We start from the raw sequence: 22,685 nt of genomic DNA, 5'->3' as shown, positions 1-22,685 counted from the left end.
CGGCCGCGAGCTGCCGAAGGGGCGGGCGCCGACGCGGTTCGAGAGATGTCAGGCCATTCGGTCCGAATGGCAACCCCGAGGCTATCGGTCCAGCGCAACGAGCCGTCGGCGTGATTGTCACGCGATCGGCATTGCGACAGGCGCGGGACCTCTCTATCCTAATGCTGCAATGCAACAGGTCGCCGGGACCCCTTTCTCGATCCCGACCCCCTTCGCGACGAGAGCATCAGGCGTGCCCGATCAACTCATCGACGTGCGCACTGACGCTGCGTCCGAGCGCGGACAGACTGTAGCCGCCTTCCAGACAGGACACGACTCGCTCTTGTGCATGCCGGCGTGCCAACAGGTGGAGCTCGCGAGTGATCCAGGCATAATCGGGCTCGCGCAGATTGAAGTGCGCCATGTCGTCTTCGACGTGCCCGTCGAACCCCGCCGAAATCATGACCAGCTGAGGCGCGAAGGCGTCGAGCTTGGGCAGCCATGCGGCCTCCACGGCGGCCCGAAAGGCGGCCCCGTCGGTCAGCTTGGGCAGCGGCAGGTTGAGGATGTTGGGCACCTTGGTGTCTGCGCCGCATCCGGGATAGAAGGGGTGCTGAAAGCTCGAGCAGAAGAGCACGCGCTCGTCGCCGCTGAAGATCTCCTCGGTGCCGTTGCCGTGGTGGACGTCGAAATCGACGATGGCGATACGCTCGATGCCGTATTCGGCCATCGCATATGCGGCGCCGACGGCGACGTTGTTGAAGAGGCAGAACCCTCCGGTCGTGCGCCGCCCGGCATGATGGCCGGGCGGGCGCACGCAACAAAAGGCGGCGTGATGTTTTTCGCTCATCACCAGGTCGACCCCGAGGATGGCGCCGCCGGCCGCGCGCAGGGCAGCCGGCAGGGTGTGGCTGTTCATGGCGGTGTCGCCGTCGACCCAAACCAGGACGTCGTCGACCTCGGGGGCGGCGTCGATCAGCCCTTGGACATAATCCGCGTCGTGCACGCGGGTCAACTGCGCCACGCTCGCCTCGGGTGCGTCGTAGTGGGTGACCAGCATCTCCATCCCGGAGGCAATCATGCGATCCTGGATGGCGTAGAGTCGCTCCGGACACTCGGGATGGTGCGCGCCCATCTTGTGCTGCTGACAGGAGGGGTGAGAGATGAAGGCGAGGTTCATGCAAAGGTCCTCAAGGCATTGATCGCGCGCGGGACACTGACGGCGCCCGGGCAATTCTCGTTGTCGGTCGGCGCGTTGCCGCGCCCGTGTCGAATCCCTGAATCCTATCTTTACGAGCTTTTTGGTCTTCGAAACGCGTCTACGCGGCCACCTGTGGATGTATCCGAGGTCGAGTCGACACAGCACTCGGGCATGTCACGCCCGACGCGTTTCGAACGCGGTTTAGCTTAATCTTTTTTATTGCCCGGGAGGGCGATTCCATGCGCGTATCCGATATCGAACAACTCTTCACGCCCACCGCCGTTGCGGTCTTCGGGGCCAGCGACAGCGAGGGGTCCATCGGCGGCATCGTGTTTCGCAATCTGCTGGCCGGTGGTTTCAAAGGCAATGCCTATGCGATCAATCCCAAGTATAAGGAGGTGGCCGGGGAGCCCTGCTATCGGGATCTGGGCCAACTCGACAAGCATGTCGACCTGGCGTTGATCGCCACGCCCGCCGATCGGGTCCCGGAGATCCTCAAACAGTGCGGCGGCTACGGGGTCAAGGTGGCGGTGGTCCACTCGGCCGGTTTCGGCGAATACGGCGAACGCGGGATCAACCTTCAGGAACGCATGGTCGAGGCGGCCCGGAGCAACCGCATTCGCGTTCTCGGACCCAACTGCATCGGGGCGATGCGTCCTCAACACGGTCTGAACGCCAGCGTCGGACAGGATCTTCCGCGCCGCGGCAACGTCGCTCTGGTGTCGCAATCCGGTGCCATCTGCACGGCGATGATCGATTGGTCCGAGCGTCGCCGTATCGGGTTCTCGGCGATGGTCTCGCTGGGCGCGGCGGCCGACGTCGATTTCGGGGACGTGCTCGACTATCTTGCCCTGGACAGCCAGACGCAATGCATCCTGCTCTACGTGGAGGGGATCCGCAACGCACGACATTTCATGAGCGGTCTGCGTGCCGCGGCGCGACTGAAGCCCGTCGTGGTGGTCAAGGCCGGACGCCACCCGGCCGGAACCCGCGCGGTCAAGTCGCACACCGGCGCCTATGTGGGCTCGGCGGACGTGTTCCGCGCCGTCACCGAGCGTGCGGGCGTGGTGCAGGTCTCCAACCTCGATCAGTTGTTCGCGGCCGCCCAGGTCTTCGGCACGCGTCGCCGTCTGGCGGGCGACCGCATCGCCGTCATCACCAACGGCGGCGGACCGGGCGTGCTGGCTGCCGATCGCATCGTGGAATTGGGCCTCTCGCTCGCGCAGATCAGCGATACGACGCGTCAGACCCTGGAGAAGGGGCTCCCCGACCATTGGTCCCACGGCAACCCGATCGACATCATCGGCGACGCACCGCCGGAGCGTTACCGGCTGGCCCTGGATGCCTGTCTCGCGGATCCTGAGGTCGACGGTGTGCTCTGTATCTTGGCGCCCTTGGTGTTCGGGGATCCGGTGGCCACGGCCGAGGAGGTCATCGCCGCGGCCAAGGACAGCCGCAAACCGGTGCTCGCCTGTTGGATGGGTGGAAAGCGGGTGGCCGAGGCCCAGGAGCTGCTGGCCGAGTACGATGTGCCGCATTTCGACAGCCCGGAGGTCGCGATCGACGCCTTCTCGTTCCTCGCCACCCACCAGCGCAACCAGAAGCTGCTGATGCAGTCGCCGGGCCCGCTCTCGCAGGAAGATGCGCCGGACGTGGAGGGCGCGCGTCTGATCATCGAGGGCGTCATGGCCGAGGGGCGTAAGACGCTGGGTACGGTCGAGGCGAAGGCGATCCTCTCGGCGTTCCGCATCCCGACCATGCAGGCAGTCCTGACCCGTACCCCGAACGAGGCGCTGATGGCGGCACAAGCCCTTGGTTTTCCGGTGGTCATGAAGATCAACTCGCCGGACCTGGAGCACAAGTCCGATGTCGACGGCGTGCGTCTGAATATCGACGATGCCCAATCGGTGCGCCGAACCTTCACCGAGATCGTCGAGCGTGCCAAGCGGCTACGCCCGGATGCGCGCATGGAGGGCATCACGGTCGAGCACATGGCCTCCACACGTGCGGCACGCGAGATGATGATCGGCGTGACCCGGGATCGGATCTTCGGTCCCGTGATCAGTTTCGGTGCCGGCGGCACCAAGGTCGAGGTCCTCGAGGACCGCGCGCTCGGTCTGCCGCCGCTCAACGCGTTCATCATCCAGACCATGATCGACCACACCCGGATCGTGCGTCTCATGGGCGCCTTTCAGCATATGCCGCCGATGAATCGCGTGGCCTTGGCAAAGATTCTTCAACGGGTTTCAGAGATGGTCTGCGAGTTGCCCGAGATCATCTCGATGGACATCAACCCGCTGATCGGCAACGACAAGGATGTCGTCGCCGTGGATGCGCGCATCAAGGTCGACTATCGTCCGCCCCAGCAGACGACTTACGGGCACATGGCGATCCACCCCTACCCGAGCCACCTCATCGAGCGCGTCCAGTTGCCGGACGGCAAGGACCTGGTGATTCGCCCGATTCGCCCGGAGGATGCCCAGATGGAGCAGGAGTTCGTTCGCGGGCTTTCGGAGCAGACCAAGTATTTCAGGTTCATGCAGGCGATCAAGGAGCTGACGCCCGAGATGTTGGTGCGCTTCACCCAGATCGACTACGACCGCGAGATGGCCCTGATCGGCGTGGTCGAGCACGACGGGACCGACGTGCAGGTCGGCGTGTCCCGTTATATGGCGCGACCGGGTGGGGAGGCCTGCGAGTTCGCGATCGTGGTCTCCGATACCTGGCGAAACCTCGGCATCGGCGCAAGGTTGATGCGTTCGCTCATGCAGAATGCGCGCTCGCGCGGCTTTCGTGTCATGGACGGCGAGGTGCTCAGTGCCAACAATCGGATGCTGGCTTTGGTGAAATCACTCGGTTTCCGCATCGAGAGCGACCCCCAGGACATGGCGGTCAAATGGGTCAGTAAGGTGCTTTAAACCGCGCCCAGTGCGGTATGCGATGTTTTTGGATGGGATCGGCCCCGGCGGATTTCAGAACCGCTGGAGCCGGCGCGGTTTAAAGTATTAAAAAATATAAAATTTTAAACCGCGCCCCCCGCTAAGGGTCGTGGATTCACCAAACTTCGAACTCACTCGAAAGTTAGGTGATTTCCGCAAACTTCCATACCCGTAGGTTGTGCTGACGATAGGAAGAACAACTTGCGCCGACGGTTGGTTGTGCCTCGCACGGCTCGGCACAACCTACGCCCTTGGCATGAAGGTTTCCGGAATTCGCCTTAGGCCGCGTACCGAATCTACGATTCGGGGCGGAGGGCCGCAAGCATCAAGCAACCACCTGACTAGCAAGGAGCTTCAGCCACGCGCCGAATCTACGATTCGGGGCGGAGGGCCGCACGTATCGAGCAACCAAAACCAGTGAGGGCGAGCCTGGCGAGCCGCGTTGCGGCAGTGTGTGTCGAGCGCCGACGGCGCGACCGATGTCAGCCCGGGGCTGCGCCCCGGGTTGCAATCAACCAAAATCCTTGAGCCCTGAAAGGGCGGTCTAGAGAGGTCAGGCGCGAATCACGCGAATGGAGCGCCCCCGGGGACTGCTCCGGGTGGCGCTGTCGGTGCGTTCGGCGATCGGCGGCTGTCCGGCGCGTCGGTCGAAGATCACCAGCCAGCCGCTGTCCAGCCCCAAGCCGGCGAGATAGTCGTCGAGCTGGATCAGCCCTTCGGTCTGCGGATCGGGGCGGCCGTCGCGCCAGACCTTGAGCTCCATCCCCAGCGTCACCGCCCCATAGCGCAGACACAGATCCATGCGCCCGGAGCCGATGGCGTATTCGCGCTCCAGGGTGCCGCCGCCGTTGATCACCCGGTGCAGAAAGGCCATGAGCACCAGATGCGGGGCGATCTCGTGATACGGGGCGCTTTTGAGCAGCGGCTCGCCGTGTTGGCGCCAGAAGGCGAGGAAGGCGTCGAGCAGCGCGGCCGGATCCAGGGTGCCGTCGGCCTTGAGCCAGCTCGGCGCGATGCGGGGCAGCGAATCCCGGGGACCGCTGGCCAGGACGCGTGGCAGCACCTCGCGATAGATGGGGTTGGCGACGATCAGGCCACCGGCGCCGTCGCGCCTGAGCAGCCCGAGATCGACCAGATAGTCGCGGTCGTCCTCGGCCACCGTCTCGGGCGTCAGCCCGGCCAACATCGGCTCGATGACGCGCCGCACCCGCGGTTCCTGGAGCTTGTGGGCGAGCTGATCGAGATGCGTGACGCGCTCGACGATCATCGCCTCCTTGGCCTGATCGATGAGGTCTAAGGTAATCGGCCGGGACCGGTCGCGACCGGCGGGCAGTTTGAAACAGGCGCGGTAGGCCAGCGCGTTGACCAGCCAGGGCTGGCCCTGGGTCAATTCCCACACCCGATCGAGCGCCTCCGGGGTGAAGACCTGCCCGGTCTCTTGGGTATGCTCCAGCAGCAGGGTGCGGGTCTCCGCGGCGCTGAAGTCGCCCAGCCGCAGCGATTCGGCCTTGATGTTGAAGGCGCTGCCGCCGGTGATGACCTCGCGTTCGGAGCTGGCATGAATGCGGTAGTCGCGCAGATCGCGCACGCCGCACAGGATGACGGTCTGGGGAAAGGCCGCAGGGCGTTGTGGATAGCCGGCCCGCAGTTGGCGCAACAGCGACAGCAGGGTATCCCCGACCAGGGCATCGACCTCGTCCAGCAGCAGCACCAGCGGTTGCGGCGTCTGCTGACACCACTGACTTAAAAAAACGTTCAGTACCGAGCCGGGCGCGGTGGTGGACAAGACGTCCCGCGCGTGGCGCGGGCGCTCCTCGTCGCCGAGCCAGACCTGGGCCGAGGTGGCGATGTCGGTGACGATGGTCGCCATGGCCTCGGCGAGGCGCTCGCGCCAGGCCTGGGCGCCCTCCAGATTGGCATAGACCGCCCGATAGCGCCCCTCCTGATTCAGATGCGCCATGAGCGCCAGCAGGCAGGAGGTCTTGCCGGTCTGGCGCGGGGCGTGGAGCAGGAAGTATTTTTCCTGGTCGATCAGACTGAGGACTTCGGCCAGATCCCAGCGCGACAGCGGCGGCAGGCTGTAGTGACGGTCTGGCCGAACCGGGCCTTCGGTGGTGAAGAAGCGCATGGCGTCTCTCGCGGATCGTGGATCGCGGATCGTGGATCGTGGGGAGCATAGCATCGTCGCCTGTCACACCGCTTCTGGCTCCGATTCCGTCTCGTCGTCCATGACGCAGCCCGCGCCGAAGACTGCCCGGCGGATCGCCGAGTTGGACGCCGATCATACCGGAAGCGCCGGTTTTCCGAAGTCGGCCATTCTGCGCCCCGTCCGGAAGCGAACACGCCGCCGGGTTGGGGATCTCGACTGCAGCGTGCGTGGCGACATCCGGGCACCTGATCAATGAGTTTAGGTGATTTCCGCAAACTTCCATACCCGTAGGTTGTGCTGATGATAGGAAGCACAACTTGCGCCGACGGTTGGTTGTGCCTCGCACGGCTCGGCACAACCTACGCCCTTGGCATGAAGGTTTCCGGAATTCGCCTTAGCATCTCGCTCTGGACGCGGTTTAAGGCGAATTACGGGGAAAGTTATACCATTGTGTGAGATAGTCGTGACTGGCTTTGAAGCAACGCGCGGATTGTCATGATCTCTGATCCGAATCCAACCGCCCCGGATGCGGGGCATCGCGAGGATCTCAAACTCGCCGCCTCGAAAATGCTCGGAGCGGAGCGACGGGCGTTCCAAGCGGCGATGGCCGTGAAATAGTGCGCCGGGAGCGCCCGGCAGGCCGAAGCCGTCTTCGGGTGGAGCCGCCAAGCGGTGGAGCTGGGTCTGCATGAGCGGCGCACCGGGGTGGTCTGCTTGAGCGCACAGTCGGCGTTTGGCGGCGACAAACTTTGGGAAGAGAAACATCCCGCGGCGGCAGCCGTGCTGTGGGAACTGGCGGATGCGCACTCGCAACAAGACCCGACTTTCCGGACGACGCAGTCGTTTACCCGTTTGACCGCGGCGGAAGCCCTGAGGCAATTGCGCGCACGCGGCATCGCCGAGGCCGAGTTGCCGTCGCCGAGCACGATGGCCGAGATACTGAACCGCAACGGCTACCGGCTGCGGCCGGTGCTCAAGGCCAAACCCCAAAAAAAGTCCCGCAAACCGATGCTGTTTTCGACACTATCCGGGCCAAAGACCAACGCGACGCGGGCGGACGCGTCGCGCGACTGAGCATCGACTGCAAGGCCACGGTGATGATCGGCGAGTACTCGCGCGGCGGCTGTCGCCGCGGCGAGACCAAGGCCGCCGACCACGACATGGGCTGTCACGAGAAATACACCCCGTTCGGTCTGGTCAACGAGGACACCGGCGCGCTGCACCTGACCTTCGGAAGTTCCGCCAAGACCAGCGACTTCATCGTCGACTGCCTGTATGACTGGTGGGAACGGCAATCGCCCGAGCAGCGCGAGCGCATCACCCTGGTTCGGATCAAGGCCGACAACGGCCCGGAAAGCAACGGGCGACGCACCCCATTTCTCAACCGCATGGTCGCGTTCGCCGATCACATCGGCAAACCCGTTCAGCTGTTGTACTACCCGCCCTATCACAGCAAATACAATCCGGTGGAACGCTGCCGGGGGATCCTGGAACAGCATTGGAACGGTACGCTCCTAGTGGACGCCCGGACCATGCTCGAGTGGGCCAAGAGCATGACCTGGAAGGGACTGAACCCGGTCGTGGAGATGAGTCGTCAGGTCTACGACAAAGGGATCTCACTGTCCAAGACGGCCATGAAGGACATCGAGGCGCGCTTGCAGCGAAACCCGGAACTTCCGAAATGGGACATCCTGATCCAACCGGCAGTCTCGGTATGAAAGTTCACGGAAATCGCCTAATTGCTTGATCTAAATGGGGCTTGACTGATGGGTAGGATAGGTGGAGCGTCAGCGAAACCCATTCTCCAGACCGCCGCGTTGCCGGGTTTCGGTCCGATGCCCTTGGTGCGGGGTGGATGGGTTTCGCTGACGCTCTACCTATTCAGGCCGCTCTGAACGCGGTTTAATTTTATATTTTTTAATACTTTAAACCGCGCCGGCTCCAGCGGCTCTGAAATCCGCCGGGGCCGAGCCCATCCAAAAACATCGCATACCGCACTGGGCGCGGTTTAAATGCTGACCTTGAGCTTCTGCCCCGGACGGATCTTGTTGTCGTCGGGCCGCATCTTGTTGAGCTTGCGCAACTCGTCGACCGTGATGCCGTTCTGAACCGCGACGCGATAGAGCGTCTCTTGCGGTTTGACGACATGGTAGCGCGCTGCGGTCGCCGCCTTCTTGGGCTGCTGCGCAGCAGATGCCTTCGCGATCTGCTTGGTGGACGCTTTCGCCACGGGTTTCGCCGCTGCCGACGTGGTCGTCGATTTGGCTGCCGGTCGCTCGGCCTTGGCGATTGCCTGACGGGCCACCGGCGATGCCTTGGGCTCGGCGCGGGCGACCATGACGTTGGCGACCGGCGGCGGGTGGCTGGCGACGCGTCGCTTGGTCCCGGCCGGGAGCCACACCGTGCTGCCGGGGGGCAGATGCGCACGACCGTCGCGTGCGCGCTCTCGCCAGTGCATGTTCAGGTCGGCAAGGCGATAGGGGGTCACGCCGTAGTGTCCCGCGATATGGTTCACCGGCATGCTGTGCTGGAGGACCAGGCGGTCGTGCGGCCAAGGCTCTTCGCGCCGGACGCCCTCGGGGAAATAACGATCGGCGTTGTGCGTGACATCGCGGGCGGCGATGAACCCGGCGTAGAAATTACGCGAGGAAAATCCGAAGTACGGTCCCCGATAGTTCTTCACGATCCCGCCGAAGTCGTCGCCGAACTGGGCCTTGGCATTCGCCATTCCACCTTGCCCGTGATTGTAGGAGGTGATGGCGAGCGGCCAGCTTCCGAGTCGGCGGTGGGCCTGGGACAGATAACGAGCGGCGCCGTCGGCAGCCACAATGGGGTCGAAGCGATCGTCAATACTGTCGTTGACGTTCATGTACATGCGCCCGGTTGCCGGCATGAACTGCCAGACCCCGGCCGCGCCGACGCTCGATCGGGCATTGGTCTGGAACGACGACTCCACGTGCGGGAGGTAGGCGAGGTCTTCGGGAACGCCATGACTGCGCATGATCTCGCGGAAGGCCGGATCGTAGCGTCCGCTGATCTCGATCCCGCGATGGAACCGCTCGCGCAGCCCGCGTTGACTGCGTACCCGGTCTGCCGCCCCGTAGACGGCACCGCGACCGCTGCCGGCCTGCTCGAATTTGGCGAGCAGGGCCTGGTCGCCTGCGGTAAGGGACTGTCCGGTCCGAATGTGGTTCTCCAACTGACGCAACTGCTCGGTGTGGGCGTCTCTGCGAGCGCGCACCAGCTCGCGCTGGGAGTCCGTGTAGCCCTCTTTGATGGGCCCGGGGAGCTTCACGACCTCGTAGACGACACCCATGTGCTCGTTGTCGTGGATGGCGACTTCTCCGCGACTCCAGACGCCGTAGACATGGCGCCAGAAATCCACATTCGGCTGGATCTCGGCCGGAACGGGAAAGGTGTCGGAGCCGGCCACAAGATCGCCCTGCGTCCCGCTCTCGCCCGAGGTGGTGCGTTGGCCCCCGTCGCTGCCGCAGCCCGCCAAGCCGAGCAGGGCAAGCGACAACAGCAGGAACGACAAATACCTGATACTGATCGGATAGGTCGGCATGGTCCGTGTGTCCTCTCGAGCGTGATCCGGGCGCGTCGAAGCCCCTGCGACGGCGGCTGACCCCAATGAGTGCGCCGGCTCGTTCGGGGCAAGGGCGATGCCATATGAATGAGCAGCGATATTACCCGCTCGGCACGCGCGCTCCGTGCGATCTGTTCGACGACGATTTGATACTGGCTCACGAAAGCTGACTTTGCAATGGCCGATTGCAGAGAAAACGCCTTCTTTCTTGATCCGCTCACCAGGGCACGTATTCTTGAAGCGGCTTGAGTTGTTGCTATCGAATATCATATTTTTCAGCGTTTTATGTCAATTGATCACGGCAATGGGTTGCCATTCTTCTCGGCGTTCCCTTTGATTGAAATCGATCCCGATTATCCGCTTGATCAGCCCTGAAGCGGATGCAGACCTTCCGCTTCGAGTAATGAGACCAAGCGGATGAGAGGCAATCCGATCAGGGTATTGGGATCGTCACCTTCGAGCCGCTCGAATAACGCGATACCGAGACCTTCCGACTTGAAGCTGCCGGCGCAATCGAAGGGTTGCTCGCGATCCAGGTAACTCTCGATCTGCTGTCGGTCGAGGCGTCTGAAGTGGACGCGAAAGGGTTCGACGAGGGTTTGCGCGCGGCCGCTTGCCGTGTCGAGTAGACATAAGCCGGTTTGGAAGACGACCATCCGCCCGGATGCCTGCTCCAGTTGAGCGATGGCGTTTGCGCGGTCGCCGGGTTTTCCCAAGACATCGTCGTCGAGACAGGCAACTTGATCCGACCCGATCACGAGTGCGTTCGGATGTGTCGGCGCGATCGCCCTTGCCTTGGCCTCCGCCAAGCGCAGAACCAGGACCTGCGGCGATTCGCCGGGTCGGCGTCGTTCGTCGATGTCGGGAGCGGCGGTCGTAAAGGGCAGGCCCAAACGCTCCAAGAGCTGGCGCCGGTAAGGCGAGGTCGAGGCAAGGACGAGCGCGGGCGCAGGCACGGTGTCGGGATCCTGATGCGGTTTCCGGAGGTCGCCCCAAGGCCTAACGGTCAAGGCCGGGCACTCGGTCGGTCGGGCTGAAGTATAAAACAAAAAAGCCCTCGCAATCGATTGCGAGGGCTTGAATTGATCCGCCCGGCCGATAGCCGGGCATGCAGTGTCGCAGAGGAAGGTCAGACCCCGCCGACGGCACCTCCGACGACGGGCGGCTCTTTGCGCGGCGCGCCCCCTTTGGGAAGGTCGCCGTTGCTGCCGGACTTCGACTTGGTGCTGCCGAAGTCGTCGTCGGGTTCACGCATCGGCTGACCGGACATGATGTCGTCGATTTGATCCTTGCCGATCGTCTCGAACTTGAGCAATGCCTCGGCCATCGTATGCAGCTTCTCGAGGTTCTCCTCGAGCACCTGCTTCGCGCGCTTGTAGTTCCGGTCGATGATCTGCCGCACCTCCTTGTCGATCGCCTGCGCGGTCTCCGGCGAGACCTGACGCTGCTGCGTGACCGAGCGCCCCAGGAAAACCTCGCCCTCGTCTTCGGCGTAGGCCAGCGGTCCGAGGTTATCCGACAACCCGAAACGCGTCACCATGTTGCGTGCGATATCGGTCGCGCGTTCGATATCGTTGGAGGCGCCGGTCGTCACGTGCTCGGGCCCGAAGATCATTTCCTCGGCCAGTCGTCCGCCGAACAGGGTCGAGAGCTGACTCTCCAACTGACGCTTGCTCATGCTGTAGCGATCGCGCTCGGGCAGGAACAGCGTCACGCCGAGCGCACGTCCGCGCGGAATGATGCTGACCTTGTGGACCGGATCATGCTCAGGCACCAGACGCCCGACGATCGCATGGCCGGCCTCGTGATAGGCGGTCAGCTTGCGCTCGGACTCGGACATCACGATGCTGCGCCGTTCGGCACCCATCATGATCTTGTCTTTGGCGCGCTCGAACATCTGCATCGCGACCTCGGTATGCCCGGCGCGGGCCGCGAAGAGGGCGGCCTCGTTGACCAGGTTGGCGAGATCCGCGCCGGAGAAGCCGGGTGTCCCGCGGGCGATGGTGCGGGAGTCGACATCCTCGGCGATCGGCACCTTGCGCATGTGTACCTCGAGGATGGCCGCACGACCGGCCAGATCGGGCAGTCCGACGACCACCTGACGGTCGAACCGGCCCGGACGCAGGAGCGCCGGGTCGAGCACGTCCGCGCGGTTGGTCGCCGCGATCACGATGATGCCCTCGTTGCCCGCGAAACCGTCCATCTCCACCAAAAGCTGGTTGAGGGTCTGCTCGCGCTCGTCGTGACCGCCGCCCAATCCTGCACCGCGCTTGCGACCGACCGCGTCGATCTCGTCGATGAAGATGATGCAGGGCGCGGCCTTTTTCGCTTGTTCGAAGAGATCGCGAACGCGCGAGGCGCCGACACCGACGAACATCTCCACGAAGTCCGAGCCTGCGATGCTGTAGAAGGGCACCTTGGCCTCGCCGGCGATGGCACGCGCCAGCAGCGTCTTACCGGTACCCGGAGGGCCGACCATCAGCACGCCACGCGGGATGCGACCGCCGAGGTTCGAGAATTTCTGCGGATTACGCAGAAAATCCACCAGCTCGCCGACCTCTTCCTTCGCTTCTTCCACACCTGCGACATCGCGCAGCGTGACCTTGACATCGCCTTCGGCGTGTTGACGTGCACGGCTCTTGCCGAAGTTGAAGATCCCGCCGCCACCGCCGCCGCCGCCCATGTTGCGCCGCATGAACCAGAACCATACCCCGATCAGGAGCAGGAAGGGCAGCCAGGCGATCAAGATCTGAAACAAAACGCTCGGGCGTTCGGGCGGCTCGGCGCGAATGCTCACGCCGTTCTCAAGAAGGTCGCCGACCAGCGCGGGATCGCCCGGATCGAAGGTCTCGAAACGGGATCCGTCGGTCCTCAGGCCTTTGATCTTCTCGTCCTGGATGGTGACCTCGCGGATCGACCCGTCCGAGAGCTCTTGCAGGAACTGGCTGTAGCTCAAGCTGCGGGACTCGATCGGGTCGGAAGTCGTCATACTGTTGAACATCATCACCAGCCAGATGGTGACGGCGACCCAAAGCAGCAGATTTAAGTTTTTGGCATTCATTCTCAGGCTGTCCTCGTTGACCATCGCTCGGCTGGAGCGCGACGCTCTGCCTCGCGGCATTGGCGGGTACATCGGGGCATGGGTCCGAAAACCAACGGAAACGCTGCCGCGGTCGATGACGCGAAGGATCTTAACAGTTTTAATCAGGATCCGGCAGTTGACCGGCCCGTCGGGAACGCGGCGGATCGATTGCGGTCGCAGGCTCACGTCCAATCCACCGAGGCCATCTGCAATGCAGCCAGCCGTTCCTCTGTTGTCAGCCGGCTTTGCGGTCGGTGCACTCATCGGCGTTGCCGCCGTCGCCGGCTATCTCGCCATGACCGAACCGCAGCCGCCAGCCTCGTCCGATGACGATCGCGTTGCCGCGACGGTAGCGGCGCCGCCGATTCCGAATGCGCTGGGCGTGACCGCGGTTACCGATCCGGCCTCGGACGCGCCGCCGGCCGAGTCGGGAGTGTCCGCTTCGGATGCAGCGACCTCGCGGGCGGTGCAAAGTCTGGAAACGCAGGTGACGGATCTGCGCGTTCGGCTGGCGAGCGTAGAGCAGGCCCTGAACCGCGTCCTGAGCGCCTCGGCAGCGACGGCCCGCGCTATCGACGAGACACGACCGCCGGCCCCGCGCACCGCCGAGGAACGGCGCGGCGCTCTCGTGGCCGCGGGCGTGGAACCCGGCCTGGCCGAGGATTTGGTCCTGAAGGAGGCGCAGCGCTCGCTCGAGCGGCTCTCCTTGCGGGATCAGGCGATTCGCGAAGGCTGGGTCGGGAACGCACAGTATCGCGAGGAGCTCGCGCGGATCAACGCGGACGCGCGCTCGCTTCGCGAAGAGATCGGCGACGACACCTACGACCGCTACCTCTACGCAACGGGTGCAGACAACCGCGTGAAGGTCGATTCGGTCATCCCCGGTTCCGCCGCCGAGATTGCGGGACTGCAAGCGGGCGATCTGATCGAGTCCTACGCCGACGAACGCCTGTTCGATTTCTCGGAACTGCGCAGCAAAACCACCGAGGGTGAGTACGGAGAGCAGGTCCCGGTGCAGGTGCGCCGTGCGGGGCGCGTGATCGAGACCTGGGTCCCGCGCGGGCCGCTCGGCGTCACCTTGAATTCAGCACGGGTCGGGCCTGCGCCCTGAGCGCCGTCGCAGAATTTTTCGTTGTGGTTGTCGTGTTCGTTGTCGTCCGGAATCCGATTACGACAACGACAACGACAACGACAACAAGTAGCGCCTTCGACCACTTTTCCCGATGCGGGCTCTGCCGGTAGATGTTTTTCCGTAAGTGACCTTACCCCTCAACGCAGATCCTTGGCGACGTCCTGCATCAAGACCGCGAGTGGACCGGCAACAGCAGGTTGGCCCGGCGGCACCTTGCAGTCGCGACAGGACGCGGTGTAGACCCGGTCCAGGCGCACTCGGCCGGTTTCGGGATCGCTCGCACGGATGCGCATGGCGATGGTCCCGCTGCGTTGATTCGGTTGGGTCCAGGTCAATGCCGTCAGTGCCGGTTGGATGAGCAGTCCGCCCTCGTGAGCCTCGGAGGCGTGCTCGAGCGGAATCACCCCGGCGAAGAGGTTGCTTCGGTCCAAGTCCTCCGCCATGAGTCGTTGGATCCACCAGGCCGAGACCTCAGGCGTCGCGGACGCGCGCCCGTCGACGACCGGGGCGATCGCGAGGGCCGGGGGGCCGTCGTAGATCTCTCCGGAAGCCGTCGCCCGAGGCCTGGCCCGGGTCGGTGTTCCGACCACCGTGGAGGGCCCGACCCTGGTCGAGGTCTGGACCGGAGCGGAGGTCGGACTGGATCCGCAGCCCGCAATGACCAAGGCGGCAACGGCGACGAGCAGCAGGTAGGAGAGACGGCGGGGCGACATAGACGCAGACCTTTGCTGAGTTGGACGGGAGAGGCGGTCGGAAGAGACGTCGGACGCCCGGCGCGGAATTGCTTCGAGGCCGTCCGGCGCGTGCGCAGTACCGCCGACGGTGCCCTATCATAGCGGTCTCGGGCGTGCGCGCGCAGCCCCGCTTCAAAGCGCTGTGGGTCTAGGAGCGAGGCTGTTGCTGTGTTACAACAGCGGCCGTGGACGGATGCGAAGTCAGCGGTGGTGCGTATGAAGCGAGCAAGAGCGGGCCGGCGGATGCGGTGTCGGGCCGAGGGTTTCAAGCCGGGGAATCGGCTCGGTCGGGAAGCGGGAGGCTAGTCGATGTCTTTGGGTCCCGTCATGCTCGATGTCGCGGGGACGGTGCTCGACGCCGAAGATCGCGAGGTGTTGCGCCATCCCGCCGTGGGCGGGGTCATCCTCTTCGCGCGCAACTTCGTCTCGCCCGAACAGCTCGCCGAGCTCACCGCGGAGATCCACGCGCTGCGCGAGCCGCATCTTCTGATCGGGGTTGACCAAGAAGGTGGGCGGGTACAGCGCTTTCGCGAGGGTTTTACGCGACTGCCCCCCGCGGGCCGTTTTGCCGAGCTCTACGGTCGACATCCAAGAGACGCCCGCGCCGGCTGTGGATCCGTGGCCTGGCTCATGGCCGCGGAGCTACGCTCGGTCGGCGTAGATTTCAGCTTCGCACCCGTGCTCGATCTGAACCGGGGGCTCAATCCGGTCGTCGGCGATCGCGCCTTCGGAGATCGTGCGCGTGTGGTCGGCGACCTCGCGCTCGCCTGGCTCGACGGCGTGCGCCGCGCGGGCATGGCCGGCGTGGGCAAGCATTTTCCCGGACATGGCGGGGTGAGCGTGGACTCGCACCTTGAGCTTCCCGTCGATCCGAGGCCTTACACCGACCTCTTGATGGAGGATCTCATCCCGTTCGAGCGCCTCATCGCGCACGCCCTGGAGGGGATCATGCCGGCCCATGTTCGGTACCCCCTGGTCGACGAGCGCCCGGCCGGATTCTCGCCGGTCTGGTTGCGCGACATCCTGCGCGGTCGCCTTGGCTTCCAAGGGGTCATCTTCAGCGACGACCTCAGCATGGGTGCCGCGACATCCGAGGGCGATCCGGTCGAGCGTGCCCGAGCCGCCTCGGATGCCGGTTGCGATATGCTGCTGGTTTGCAACAATCGGCCGGCGGCGCTCGCGGTTCTCGATGCGTTCGTCGATCATCACGACCCAGCGGCCGAGCTGCGTCTGCTCAGGATGCACGGCCGCGGCCAGCACGAGCGAGCACGCTTGCACGAGCTGCCCGAGTGGCAGCGCGGCGTGCAGTGCGTGGCGCTTCTCGAGGGGCTCGAAACGCTCGATCTGGGGCTCCTCGATCCGACCGACCCGGAGGCAACCCGATGAAGCTCGACCCGAAAGACTACGACGCCGTCGCCGCACGTGCGCAACAGCTGGTCACGCCCGAGGAGATCGATGCGGCCCTCGACCGAATGGCGGCGTCGATCACCGAGCGTCTCGCCGGCAAGGATCCGCTGGTGCTGTGCGTCATGACGGGAGCGGTCTTTGTCGCCGGCCTCCTGCTTCCGCGGCTGCAGTTTCAACTGCGGGTCGACTATATCCACGCCAGTCGCTATCAGGGCCGGACCAGCGGCGGGGAGATCGTCTGGCGCTACCGTCCGTCGGATGCCATCCGCGGCGAGCATGTCTTGGTGCTCGACGACATCCTCGACGAGGGCATTACGTTGCGCCAAATCGTCGATGCCTGCCATGAAGACGGGGCTGCAAGCGTACACACTGCGGTGCTGGTGTCCAAAGAGCGCGAGCACGCGTGCGAGGCCGATGTCGTCGGGGTGCAGGTCGAGGATCGGTATCTCTACGGATACGGGCTCGACTACAAGAGTTACTTCAGAAACGCTGCCGGGATCTATGCGGTGGCCGATGCAGACGTGTAGGCGCGAAGGCTTTATGGGTATTTGTTGAAACGGGAATATAAGTACCCGCTTTTTGACACCTTTTCCGCTTTAGTATACATCCTGATCCGAGCGTTGCTTCAGCATGATCGGTCTTCCCGAGAGCGGCGGTTTCGTCGCGCCTCGGGACGCGTGAGCTCGGAGCTGCGGGGACGCGACGACCGCACAACCCATAAACAATCGGAGGATGGTGTATGCCGACCCTGGAAGATTACCGCCACACCCATGGCGAGCTGCGTCAGATGATCGAGGATCTCAGATCGATTCTCACGCCCGAGCAGCTGCGCATTCGCCCGAACGCCAAGACCGCTTACGAGCTGTTGTGCGATCTAGGCACGAAGGTGCGCAGTCATCTCGCCGACGAAGACCGCAGTCTCTACCCGAGCCTTCTCATCCACGAAGATCCCAAGGTCAAGTCGATCGCCTGGGGCTTCATCAGCGGCGAGAAGCCATTGCGCAAAACCTTCGACGACTACCACAAGCACTGGCTGAAAAACTGTGATTTCAACTTTACGGACGATTTTCTTGCTGAAACGCACGAGATCTTCGACATGGTCGACAAGCGCATCGATCGCGAAGAGCAGGTCCTGTTTCCGAAGCTGATCGAGATCGGCATCTTTACCGATCGGCCCGGAAAGCGCGGCGCGAGGTCATTCAATCCATCGGCCTGAGCATCGGGCGTCGGATCGTTCGACGACACCACATCGGCGCCGCAAGGCGCCTTTTTTTGGTTTCCACGCCGCCCTCCGCTAGACTGCGCAGCCCATTTCGAGTCATTTGCGGACGTGGTCAACGCATGAGTCTTCTCGCCATCATCGGTGGATCTGGTTTTTCGGACTTTCCCGCCTTGGAGGTCGAGGCATCGCGTCGCGTCGAAACCCCCTTCGGCGAGACCTCGGCACCGGTAGCGATCGGGCGCCTGGACGGTGCTCAGGTCCTTTTCCTCCCGCGCCACGGCGCCGGCCACCATTTGCCGCCTCACCGGATCAATTACCGGGCCAATCTGTGGGCGCTGCGCGCCCTGGGCGCCGATCGAGTCGTCGCCCTGGCGGCGGTCGGCGGGATCGGCGCGCGCTTCTCCCCGCTCGCGCTGGCGGTTCCGCACGATCTCGTCGACTACACGTACGGACGTGAGCACAGCATCTACGACGGGGAGCAGGACGGGCTGGATCATGTCGACATGACCTCGCCGTATTGCGAGGAGCTGCGCAGGGCTTTGATCCGTGCCTGTGCCGAATCAGGCCATCCGGCGATCGAGGAGGGCGTTTACGCCGCGACCCAGGGTCCGCGGCTCGAAACGACGGCGGAGATCGCCCGACTCGAGCGTGACGGCTGCGACCTGGTCGGGATGACCGGCATGCCGGAGGCCGGGATCGCGCGAGAGCTCGGACTTTGCTATGCGAGCCTGGCGTTTGTCGTGAACTGGGCGGCGGGAAAAGGCGAGGGCGTCATCACGATGGCCGAGATCGCGTCACACCTGCGCGAGTGTGTCGGGCGTGTACGCGCGGTGCTCGGGATCGTCGCGATCTCGGGTTGATCTACCGGTGATTGCGGGCCGCCGGGTGCATCCGCGTGGCGCGCCGACGTGCAAGAGTCGGGAGCTCAAGGTGTTTAAGTACATCAGGAAATTCTGATATCATTGTTGTCCCTTACCTTTATTTCTCTCAGGAGAATCCGAAATGGCCGCCGAGGATACTGCTCCCAAACGCTCCGGTTTTGGTTGGATCTCGAAGCTCTCGCTCTTGGCGGTCGTGGCCGCCTTTGGTTATTTGTATCTGAGCTCGGTCGACCCCGACACCACCGGCGATTCGACACAGGCGGCGGTGGCCGGCGAGAGCGGCGTCGAGGCCGACGGGTTCCAGAAGATCGTCGATAAACTCGGCGAGCTGACGGCTTCGGCCGAAACCGTGTTCGCCGATGTCACTGCCGCCGGGGCGAACGGTTTCAACAAGGTCGTCGATACGGTCAAGGATCTGACCGGCTTGGCGGAAACGGAAACAGCCGAAACCCTCGCCTCCGACGCGTCGCCGACCGAGGTCGCAAAGGCCGAGCCGGTCACTGCCGAGCCGGTCACTGCACCGGCGGCGATCGTCGAGGCGAGCCCTGTCTCGCAGGATGTCGCCATCACGCCGGTGTCCACGCCGGTGTCCACGCAGGTCGCGGAAGACCGTCCGGCCGCCGCTGCGTTCAACAGCCATTCCGCCCCCTTGCCCACGACCGCTGCAGCGCGCGCGGTGAGCCCGGAGCCGAAGTCCGAGCAGGTCTCCGAGGTCACGCTCGAAGCAACCGCTCCCGCCGCGGCGACCGCCGCTTCGCCGCCGATGAAGGACGCCGAGGCCACCGTTTTTGCCGAGTCCTTGATGGGCGAGTCGCCCGCCGAGCCGGCCTCCGTGTCGGTCGAGGTCGCCGGGCCGGTGCCCGCTCCGATCCCGCAGGATTTCGCGCCGGTCCCGGTGGCACCCCAGCCCTTCGCACCGACCCGGAGTGCGCCTGCGCCAACCATGGCCGCGCCGCCCAGCCCCCCCGCGTTCGATCCCCGTCAGGAGAGTGCCGATCAGTACCGTGCACGCATGATGGCCGAGTATGAAAACATGCGGCGTGCCGCCGACCAGCGTGCCCGCGCATACTGGGAGCGCATGCAGGTGCCCGGCCCGATGCAGGTACCCGGCCCGATGGCCGCGCCCATGGGATATCCGGCATACGGTCCGGGTTATGCTCCCGCATACGGTGCACCGCCCTACCAGCGCTAGTCCCGGACGAGCGGTTTCGTCGCATCCGCATTCTGGATGCGCGGATTCGCTCCGCAGGCGCGCGTGAGCGGGGGAATCCCGTCTCTCTGCGCGCTCGCGAATCCGTGCACCGGCCAAGGCGCGACACTCGGGCGCTCGAGGCGTTGCGATGGGATCGGTCTCCAGCGCTCGTTCAGCATTGCGGCTCGGTCTCATGATGCAAGGGTAGCCGGCAGCGGCGACACAGATAGACGGTTCCTTGTCGACAGATTCGGTTGTGGCGAATACTGCTGATCTCGTGTGTGCCGCAGCCGCAGCGATAAAGAAATCGCTGCAGGGATCGCGTGCGTAGCCTCGACACGTCGTACCGATGGCAGCGGGACGGCTCGACGCCGAAATGACGCATGACGGCTTGCCATTCGGCACCGTGCGGCCGGATGCGCGCCCCGTGCTTGGCGAAGGCCACGACATGGGCGACCTCGTGCGGCACGGTTTCGGCGATGAACTCCGTCGGGTGCAGACCTAAAAGCGCAGCGTTGTATCGGATGAGTGCGAACGACCCGTTTCGGATCCGCGCCTGCCCGGCCGCGGTCCCGCGAAGGTCGAATCGGATCTCGACCTGAGGCATGGCGAGTTGCAGCCAAGCCGCCGCTTCGCGCAGGAGCGCTCCGGTACGGTCTGATGCGTGCTCGAGCGGAGGTAGGCCCGCCCCGGGCTCGCCTGTGATGGCTTCGCGTGTCATCGAATCCTCGTTAATGACCTTGCGGGTCAAGGTCGAACCGGATACACTCCAAGGGCTTCGTAGATGAAGTCTACTACGAGCACCTTGAAGGTCGGCGTTTCTCAAGAACCCCTTCGATGGGGTTTTTTTATCTCGGGCCTTTCAGTGCTGCCGAGCTTCAAGTCGGCGGTCTCCCTCGCAAGGTGGTCCGCCGGGTGTCACCTGTCCAGTGTCTCGCATGTGCAGTCGGTTCTCGTGATCCGGGATCGGATCGGCTCAGCGGTTGCCCGCTGACGGGGCTGTCGTCTCGGCGAATCCGGTCGTGTCGGGCAGGGGGGCGGAATCTTTAAGTCGTTGGGCCAATGGCCCAATTTTTGTTTCTGAAGGACGAACGATGGAGTCTGCGGACAGTCGTCTCAACCTGTTGGCCCGCGAGGTTGTCGAGCCTCTGGGCTACGAGCTCGTTGGTGTCGAGCTGTTTCAGCGCGGTGCGAGCGGTGCCACCCTGCGTGTCTACATCGACCGGGAGGGCGGCATCGGGCTGGACGATTGCGCTGCCGTGAGCGACCAGTTGAGCGCCGTCCTGGACGTTGAAGACCCACTCCAGGGGCGCTACGACCTTGAGGTCTCGTCGCCCGGGCTGGATCGGCCTCTTGTCTTTCCCGAGCATTTTCGGCGTTTCGAAGGCTCGCGCGCCAAGGTTCGATTAAGCGAGAAGCTTGAAGGGCGGCGCAGTCTGGAAGGTGTTCTTCGGGGATGCGAAGACGGCATCGTGAGCCTCGAGGCGGAGGGACGTCTCTGGGCGATTCCCGTGAACCGGATCGAGATTGCCCGAATCGTCCCCGTTTTTTGACGTCGCCGGGCTCAGCGTCGTACCGGACCAGCATAGCCGCATTCGGTCAAGTCGCACGTCGTTGTCGAGGGCATCGCCCCGACCCTGTTGCGAGCCGGATCTATTGAGTCGGATGAGGTGGAATGAGTAAAGAGATCTTATTGGTCGTGGAGGCCGTCTCGAACGAGAAGGACGTCCCCGAAGGCGTCATCTTCGAGGCCATCGAGGCTGCGTTGGCGTCGGCCACCCGCAAAAAACACGGCGGGGAGATCGATGTGCGCGTGGCGATCGACCGCAAGACCGGCGACTATCGCTCCTTCCGGCGCTGGGAGATCGTGCCCGATCCCGAGCAGGGTGTGCTGGATGCCCCGTCGCGGCAGATTACCGAGTCCGCGGCACAGATTCTCGAGCCCGAGCTCGGTCCGGGCGACTTCATCGAAGAAGAAATCGATTCGGAGCTGTTCGGTCGGATCGCGGCCCAGACCGCCAAGCAGGTCATCGTGCAGAAGGTCCGCGAGGCCGAGCGTGCGAAGATCGTCGAGGCGTTCGGCGAGCGCAAAGGCCAATTGGTGACCGGCATCGTGAAGAAGGCCGAGCGCGGCACCATCATGGTGGATCTCGGCAGCAACGCCGAGGCTCTCGTACCGCGTGACCATGTGATTCCCCGCGAGTCGGTGCGCCCCGGCGATCGACTGCGCGGCTATCTCTACGATGTCCGCTCCGAGCCGAAGGGTCCGCAGCTGTTCGTCAGTCGTACCGCCCCGGAGCTGCTGATCGAGCTGTTCAAGCTCGAGGTACCCGAGGTCGGTGAGGGGCTGATTCGGATCCTCGGTGCGGCGCGTGATCCCGGCTCCCGGGCCAAGATCGCCGTGCGGACCACCGACGCGCGCATCGACCCGGTCGGTGCCTGTGTCGGGATGCGCGGCTCGCGCGTTCAGGCCGTCTCCAACGAGCTCAACGGCGAGCGCGTCGATATCATCCTCTGGGACGACAATCCCGCCCAATACGTCATCAACGCCATGTCCCCGGCCGATGTCGTCTCGATCGTCATCGACGAAGAGGCGCGCAGCATGGACGTCGCCGTCAAGGAAGAGAACCTCGCGCAGGCGATCGGACGCAACGGTCAGAACGTGCGCCTTGCCAGTCAATTGACCGGCTGGGAGCTCAACGTCATGAACGAAGATGACGCGGCGGCCAAGGGTGAGCAGGAGGCTGTTCGCTCGGTCCAGAACTTCATGGAGCAGCTGGGTGTCGACGAGAATCTCGCGGCCATCTTGGTCGAAGAGGGTTTCAGCACGGTCGACGAGGTGGCTTACGTGCCCTTGGTCGAGATGCAGGCGATCGACGAGCTCGACGACGATACGATCGAGCTGCTGCGCGAGCGAGCCAACGACGTCTTGCTGACGCGTGCGATCGCCACCGAGGAGGACGGGGCTCGGGATCCCGCGCAGGATCTGCTGGACATGGACGGGATGGACGAACCGTTGGCCTATGCCCTTGCGGAACACGGCGTGGCCACAGTCGAGGATCTCGCCGAGCAGTCGGTCGACGACCTGCTGGATATCGACGGGATGGACCGCGAGCGGGCGGCCCGCTTGATCATGAAGGCCCGCGAGCCCTGGTTTGCGGACGCCCCGCAGGAATAG

At 64.2% G+C, this 22,685-nt stretch carries 16 protein-coding genes and 1 pseudogene; 10 read left to right on the top strand and 7 right to left on the bottom strand.

Annotated elements, in window-relative coordinates:
• Positions 1-226: 226 nt before the first annotated feature.
• Positions 227-1,159, bottom strand: a complete 933-nt coding sequence (locus KFB96_RS05595) for a histone deacetylase family protein (RefSeq protein WP_213459712.1) — start codon at positions 1,157-1,159, stop codon at positions 227-229.
• A gap of 260 nt (positions 1,160-1,419) precedes the next feature.
• Here KFB96_RS05595 and KFB96_RS05590 point away from each other — a divergent pair, with 260 nt between their 5' ends.
• Positions 1,420-4,098 (top strand): GNAT family N-acetyltransferase, encoded by a 2,679-nt coding sequence (locus KFB96_RS05590; RefSeq protein ID WP_213459710.1) that lies wholly within the window; start codon positions 1,420-1,422, stop codon positions 4,096-4,098.
• Positions 4,099-4,672: 574 nt separating this feature from the next.
• On the opposite strand, the gene KFB96_RS05585 is transcribed toward KFB96_RS05590, so the two are convergent.
• Positions 4,673-6,247 (bottom strand): AAA-like domain-containing protein, encoded by a 1,575-nt coding sequence (locus KFB96_RS05585; protein ID WP_213459708.1) that lies wholly within the window; start codon positions 6,245-6,247, stop codon positions 4,673-4,675.
• A 693-nt stretch (positions 6,248-6,940) separates the two neighbouring features.
• On the opposite strand from KFB96_RS05585, the pseudogene KFB96_RS05580 reads away from it, so the two are divergent.
• Positions 6,941-7,986, top strand: a pseudogene (locus KFB96_RS05580) (ISAzo13 family transposase).
• Positions 7,987-8,276: 290 nt separating this feature from the next.
• Here the strand turns inward: KFB96_RS05580 and KFB96_RS05575 are convergent.
• From KFB96_RS05575 to ftsH, 3 genes are all read right to left on the bottom strand, one after another.
• The gene (locus KFB96_RS05575) at positions 8,277-9,836 is read right to left on the bottom strand and encodes a lytic transglycosylase domain-containing protein (protein ID WP_213459704.1); all 1,560 of its coding nucleotides are present in this window, start codon (positions 9,834-9,836) and stop codon (positions 8,277-8,279) included.
• A 386-nt stretch (positions 9,837-10,222) separates the two neighbouring features.
• Positions 10,223-10,813, bottom strand: coding sequence for a nucleoside triphosphate pyrophosphatase (locus KFB96_RS05570; protein WP_213459702.1), 591 nt, complete (start codon positions 10,811-10,813; stop codon positions 10,223-10,225).
• A 173-nt stretch (positions 10,814-10,986) separates the two neighbouring features.
• A complete protein-coding gene (gene ftsH / locus KFB96_RS05565) occupies positions 10,987-12,918 on the bottom strand; it encodes an ATP-dependent zinc metalloprotease FtsH (protein WP_213459700.1) in 1,932 nt (643 codons plus the stop codon).
• Positions 12,919-13,150: 232 nt separating this feature from the next.
• Between ftsH and KFB96_RS05560 the strand changes: the two genes are divergently transcribed.
• Positions 13,151-14,050 (top strand): PDZ domain-containing protein, encoded by a 900-nt coding sequence (locus tag KFB96_RS05560; protein ID WP_213459698.1) that lies wholly within the window; start codon positions 13,151-13,153, stop codon positions 14,048-14,050.
• 158 nt (positions 14,051-14,208) lie between these two features.
• On the opposite strand, the gene KFB96_RS05555 is transcribed toward KFB96_RS05560, so the two are convergent.
• On the bottom strand, positions 14,209-14,784 hold the full coding sequence (locus KFB96_RS05555; RefSeq protein ID WP_213459696.1) for a hypothetical protein: 576 nt from the start codon (positions 14,782-14,784) through the stop codon (positions 14,209-14,211).
• A 330-nt stretch (positions 14,785-15,114) separates the two neighbouring features.
• Here KFB96_RS05555 and nagZ point away from each other — a divergent pair, with 330 nt between their 5' ends.
• The 5 genes from nagZ (at position 15,115) to KFB96_RS05530 (ending at position 19,507) form a co-directional block, all read left to right on the top strand.
• A complete protein-coding gene (nagZ, locus tag KFB96_RS05550; RefSeq protein WP_213459693.1) occupies positions 15,115-16,191 on the top strand; it encodes a beta-N-acetylhexosaminidase in 1,077 nt (358 codons plus the stop codon).
• Positions 16,188-16,739, top strand: a complete 552-nt coding sequence (locus KFB96_RS05545) for a hypoxanthine-guanine phosphoribosyltransferase (protein ID WP_213459691.1) — start codon at positions 16,188-16,190, stop codon at positions 16,737-16,739. The genes nagZ and KFB96_RS05545 overlap by 4 nt, the downstream gene beginning before the upstream one ends.
• Before the next feature lie 212 nt (positions 16,740-16,951).
• Positions 16,952-17,428 (top strand): hemerythrin domain-containing protein, encoded by a 477-nt coding sequence (locus KFB96_RS05540; protein ID WP_213459689.1) that lies wholly within the window; start codon positions 16,952-16,954, stop codon positions 17,426-17,428.
• A 125-nt stretch (positions 17,429-17,553) separates the two neighbouring features.
• Positions 17,554-18,294 carry an S-methyl-5'-thioinosine phosphorylase gene (locus KFB96_RS05535; protein WP_213459687.1) on the top strand — a complete coding sequence of 247 codons (741 nt, stop codon included), beginning with the start codon at positions 17,554-17,556 and terminating at the stop codon, positions 18,292-18,294.
• A gap of 142 nt (positions 18,295-18,436) precedes the next feature.
• On the top strand, positions 18,437-19,507 hold the full coding sequence (locus KFB96_RS05530) for a hypothetical protein (RefSeq protein ID WP_213459685.1): 1,071 nt from the start codon (positions 18,437-18,439) through the stop codon (positions 19,505-19,507).
• A gap of 172 nt (positions 19,508-19,679) precedes the next feature.
• Here the strand turns inward: KFB96_RS05530 and KFB96_RS05525 are convergent, their stop codons facing one another.
• The gene (locus tag KFB96_RS05525; RefSeq protein ID WP_213459683.1) at positions 19,680-20,228 is read right to left on the bottom strand and encodes a SprT-like domain-containing protein; all 549 of its coding nucleotides are present in this window, start codon (positions 20,226-20,228) and stop codon (positions 19,680-19,682) included.
• A gap of 373 nt (positions 20,229-20,601) precedes the next feature.
• Between KFB96_RS05525 and rimP the strand changes: the two genes are divergently transcribed.
• Both rimP and nusA read left to right on the top strand, forming a co-directional pair.
• Positions 20,602-21,060 (top strand): ribosome maturation factor RimP, encoded by a 459-nt coding sequence (gene rimP / locus KFB96_RS05520; protein WP_213459681.1) that lies wholly within the window; start codon positions 20,602-20,604, stop codon positions 21,058-21,060.
• A 122-nt stretch (positions 21,061-21,182) separates the two neighbouring features.
• On the top strand, positions 21,183-22,685 hold the full coding sequence (nusA, locus tag KFB96_RS05515) for a transcription termination factor NusA (protein WP_213459679.1): 1,503 nt from the start codon (positions 21,183-21,185) through the stop codon (positions 22,683-22,685).

The organism is Thiocapsa sp., assembly GCF_018399035.1.
GTDB lineage: Bacteria > Pseudomonadota > Gammaproteobacteria > Chromatiales > Chromatiaceae > Thiocapsa.
Note: the sequence above shows the minus strand (reverse complement) of the source record. Positions and strands in the feature narration are given on the sequence as shown.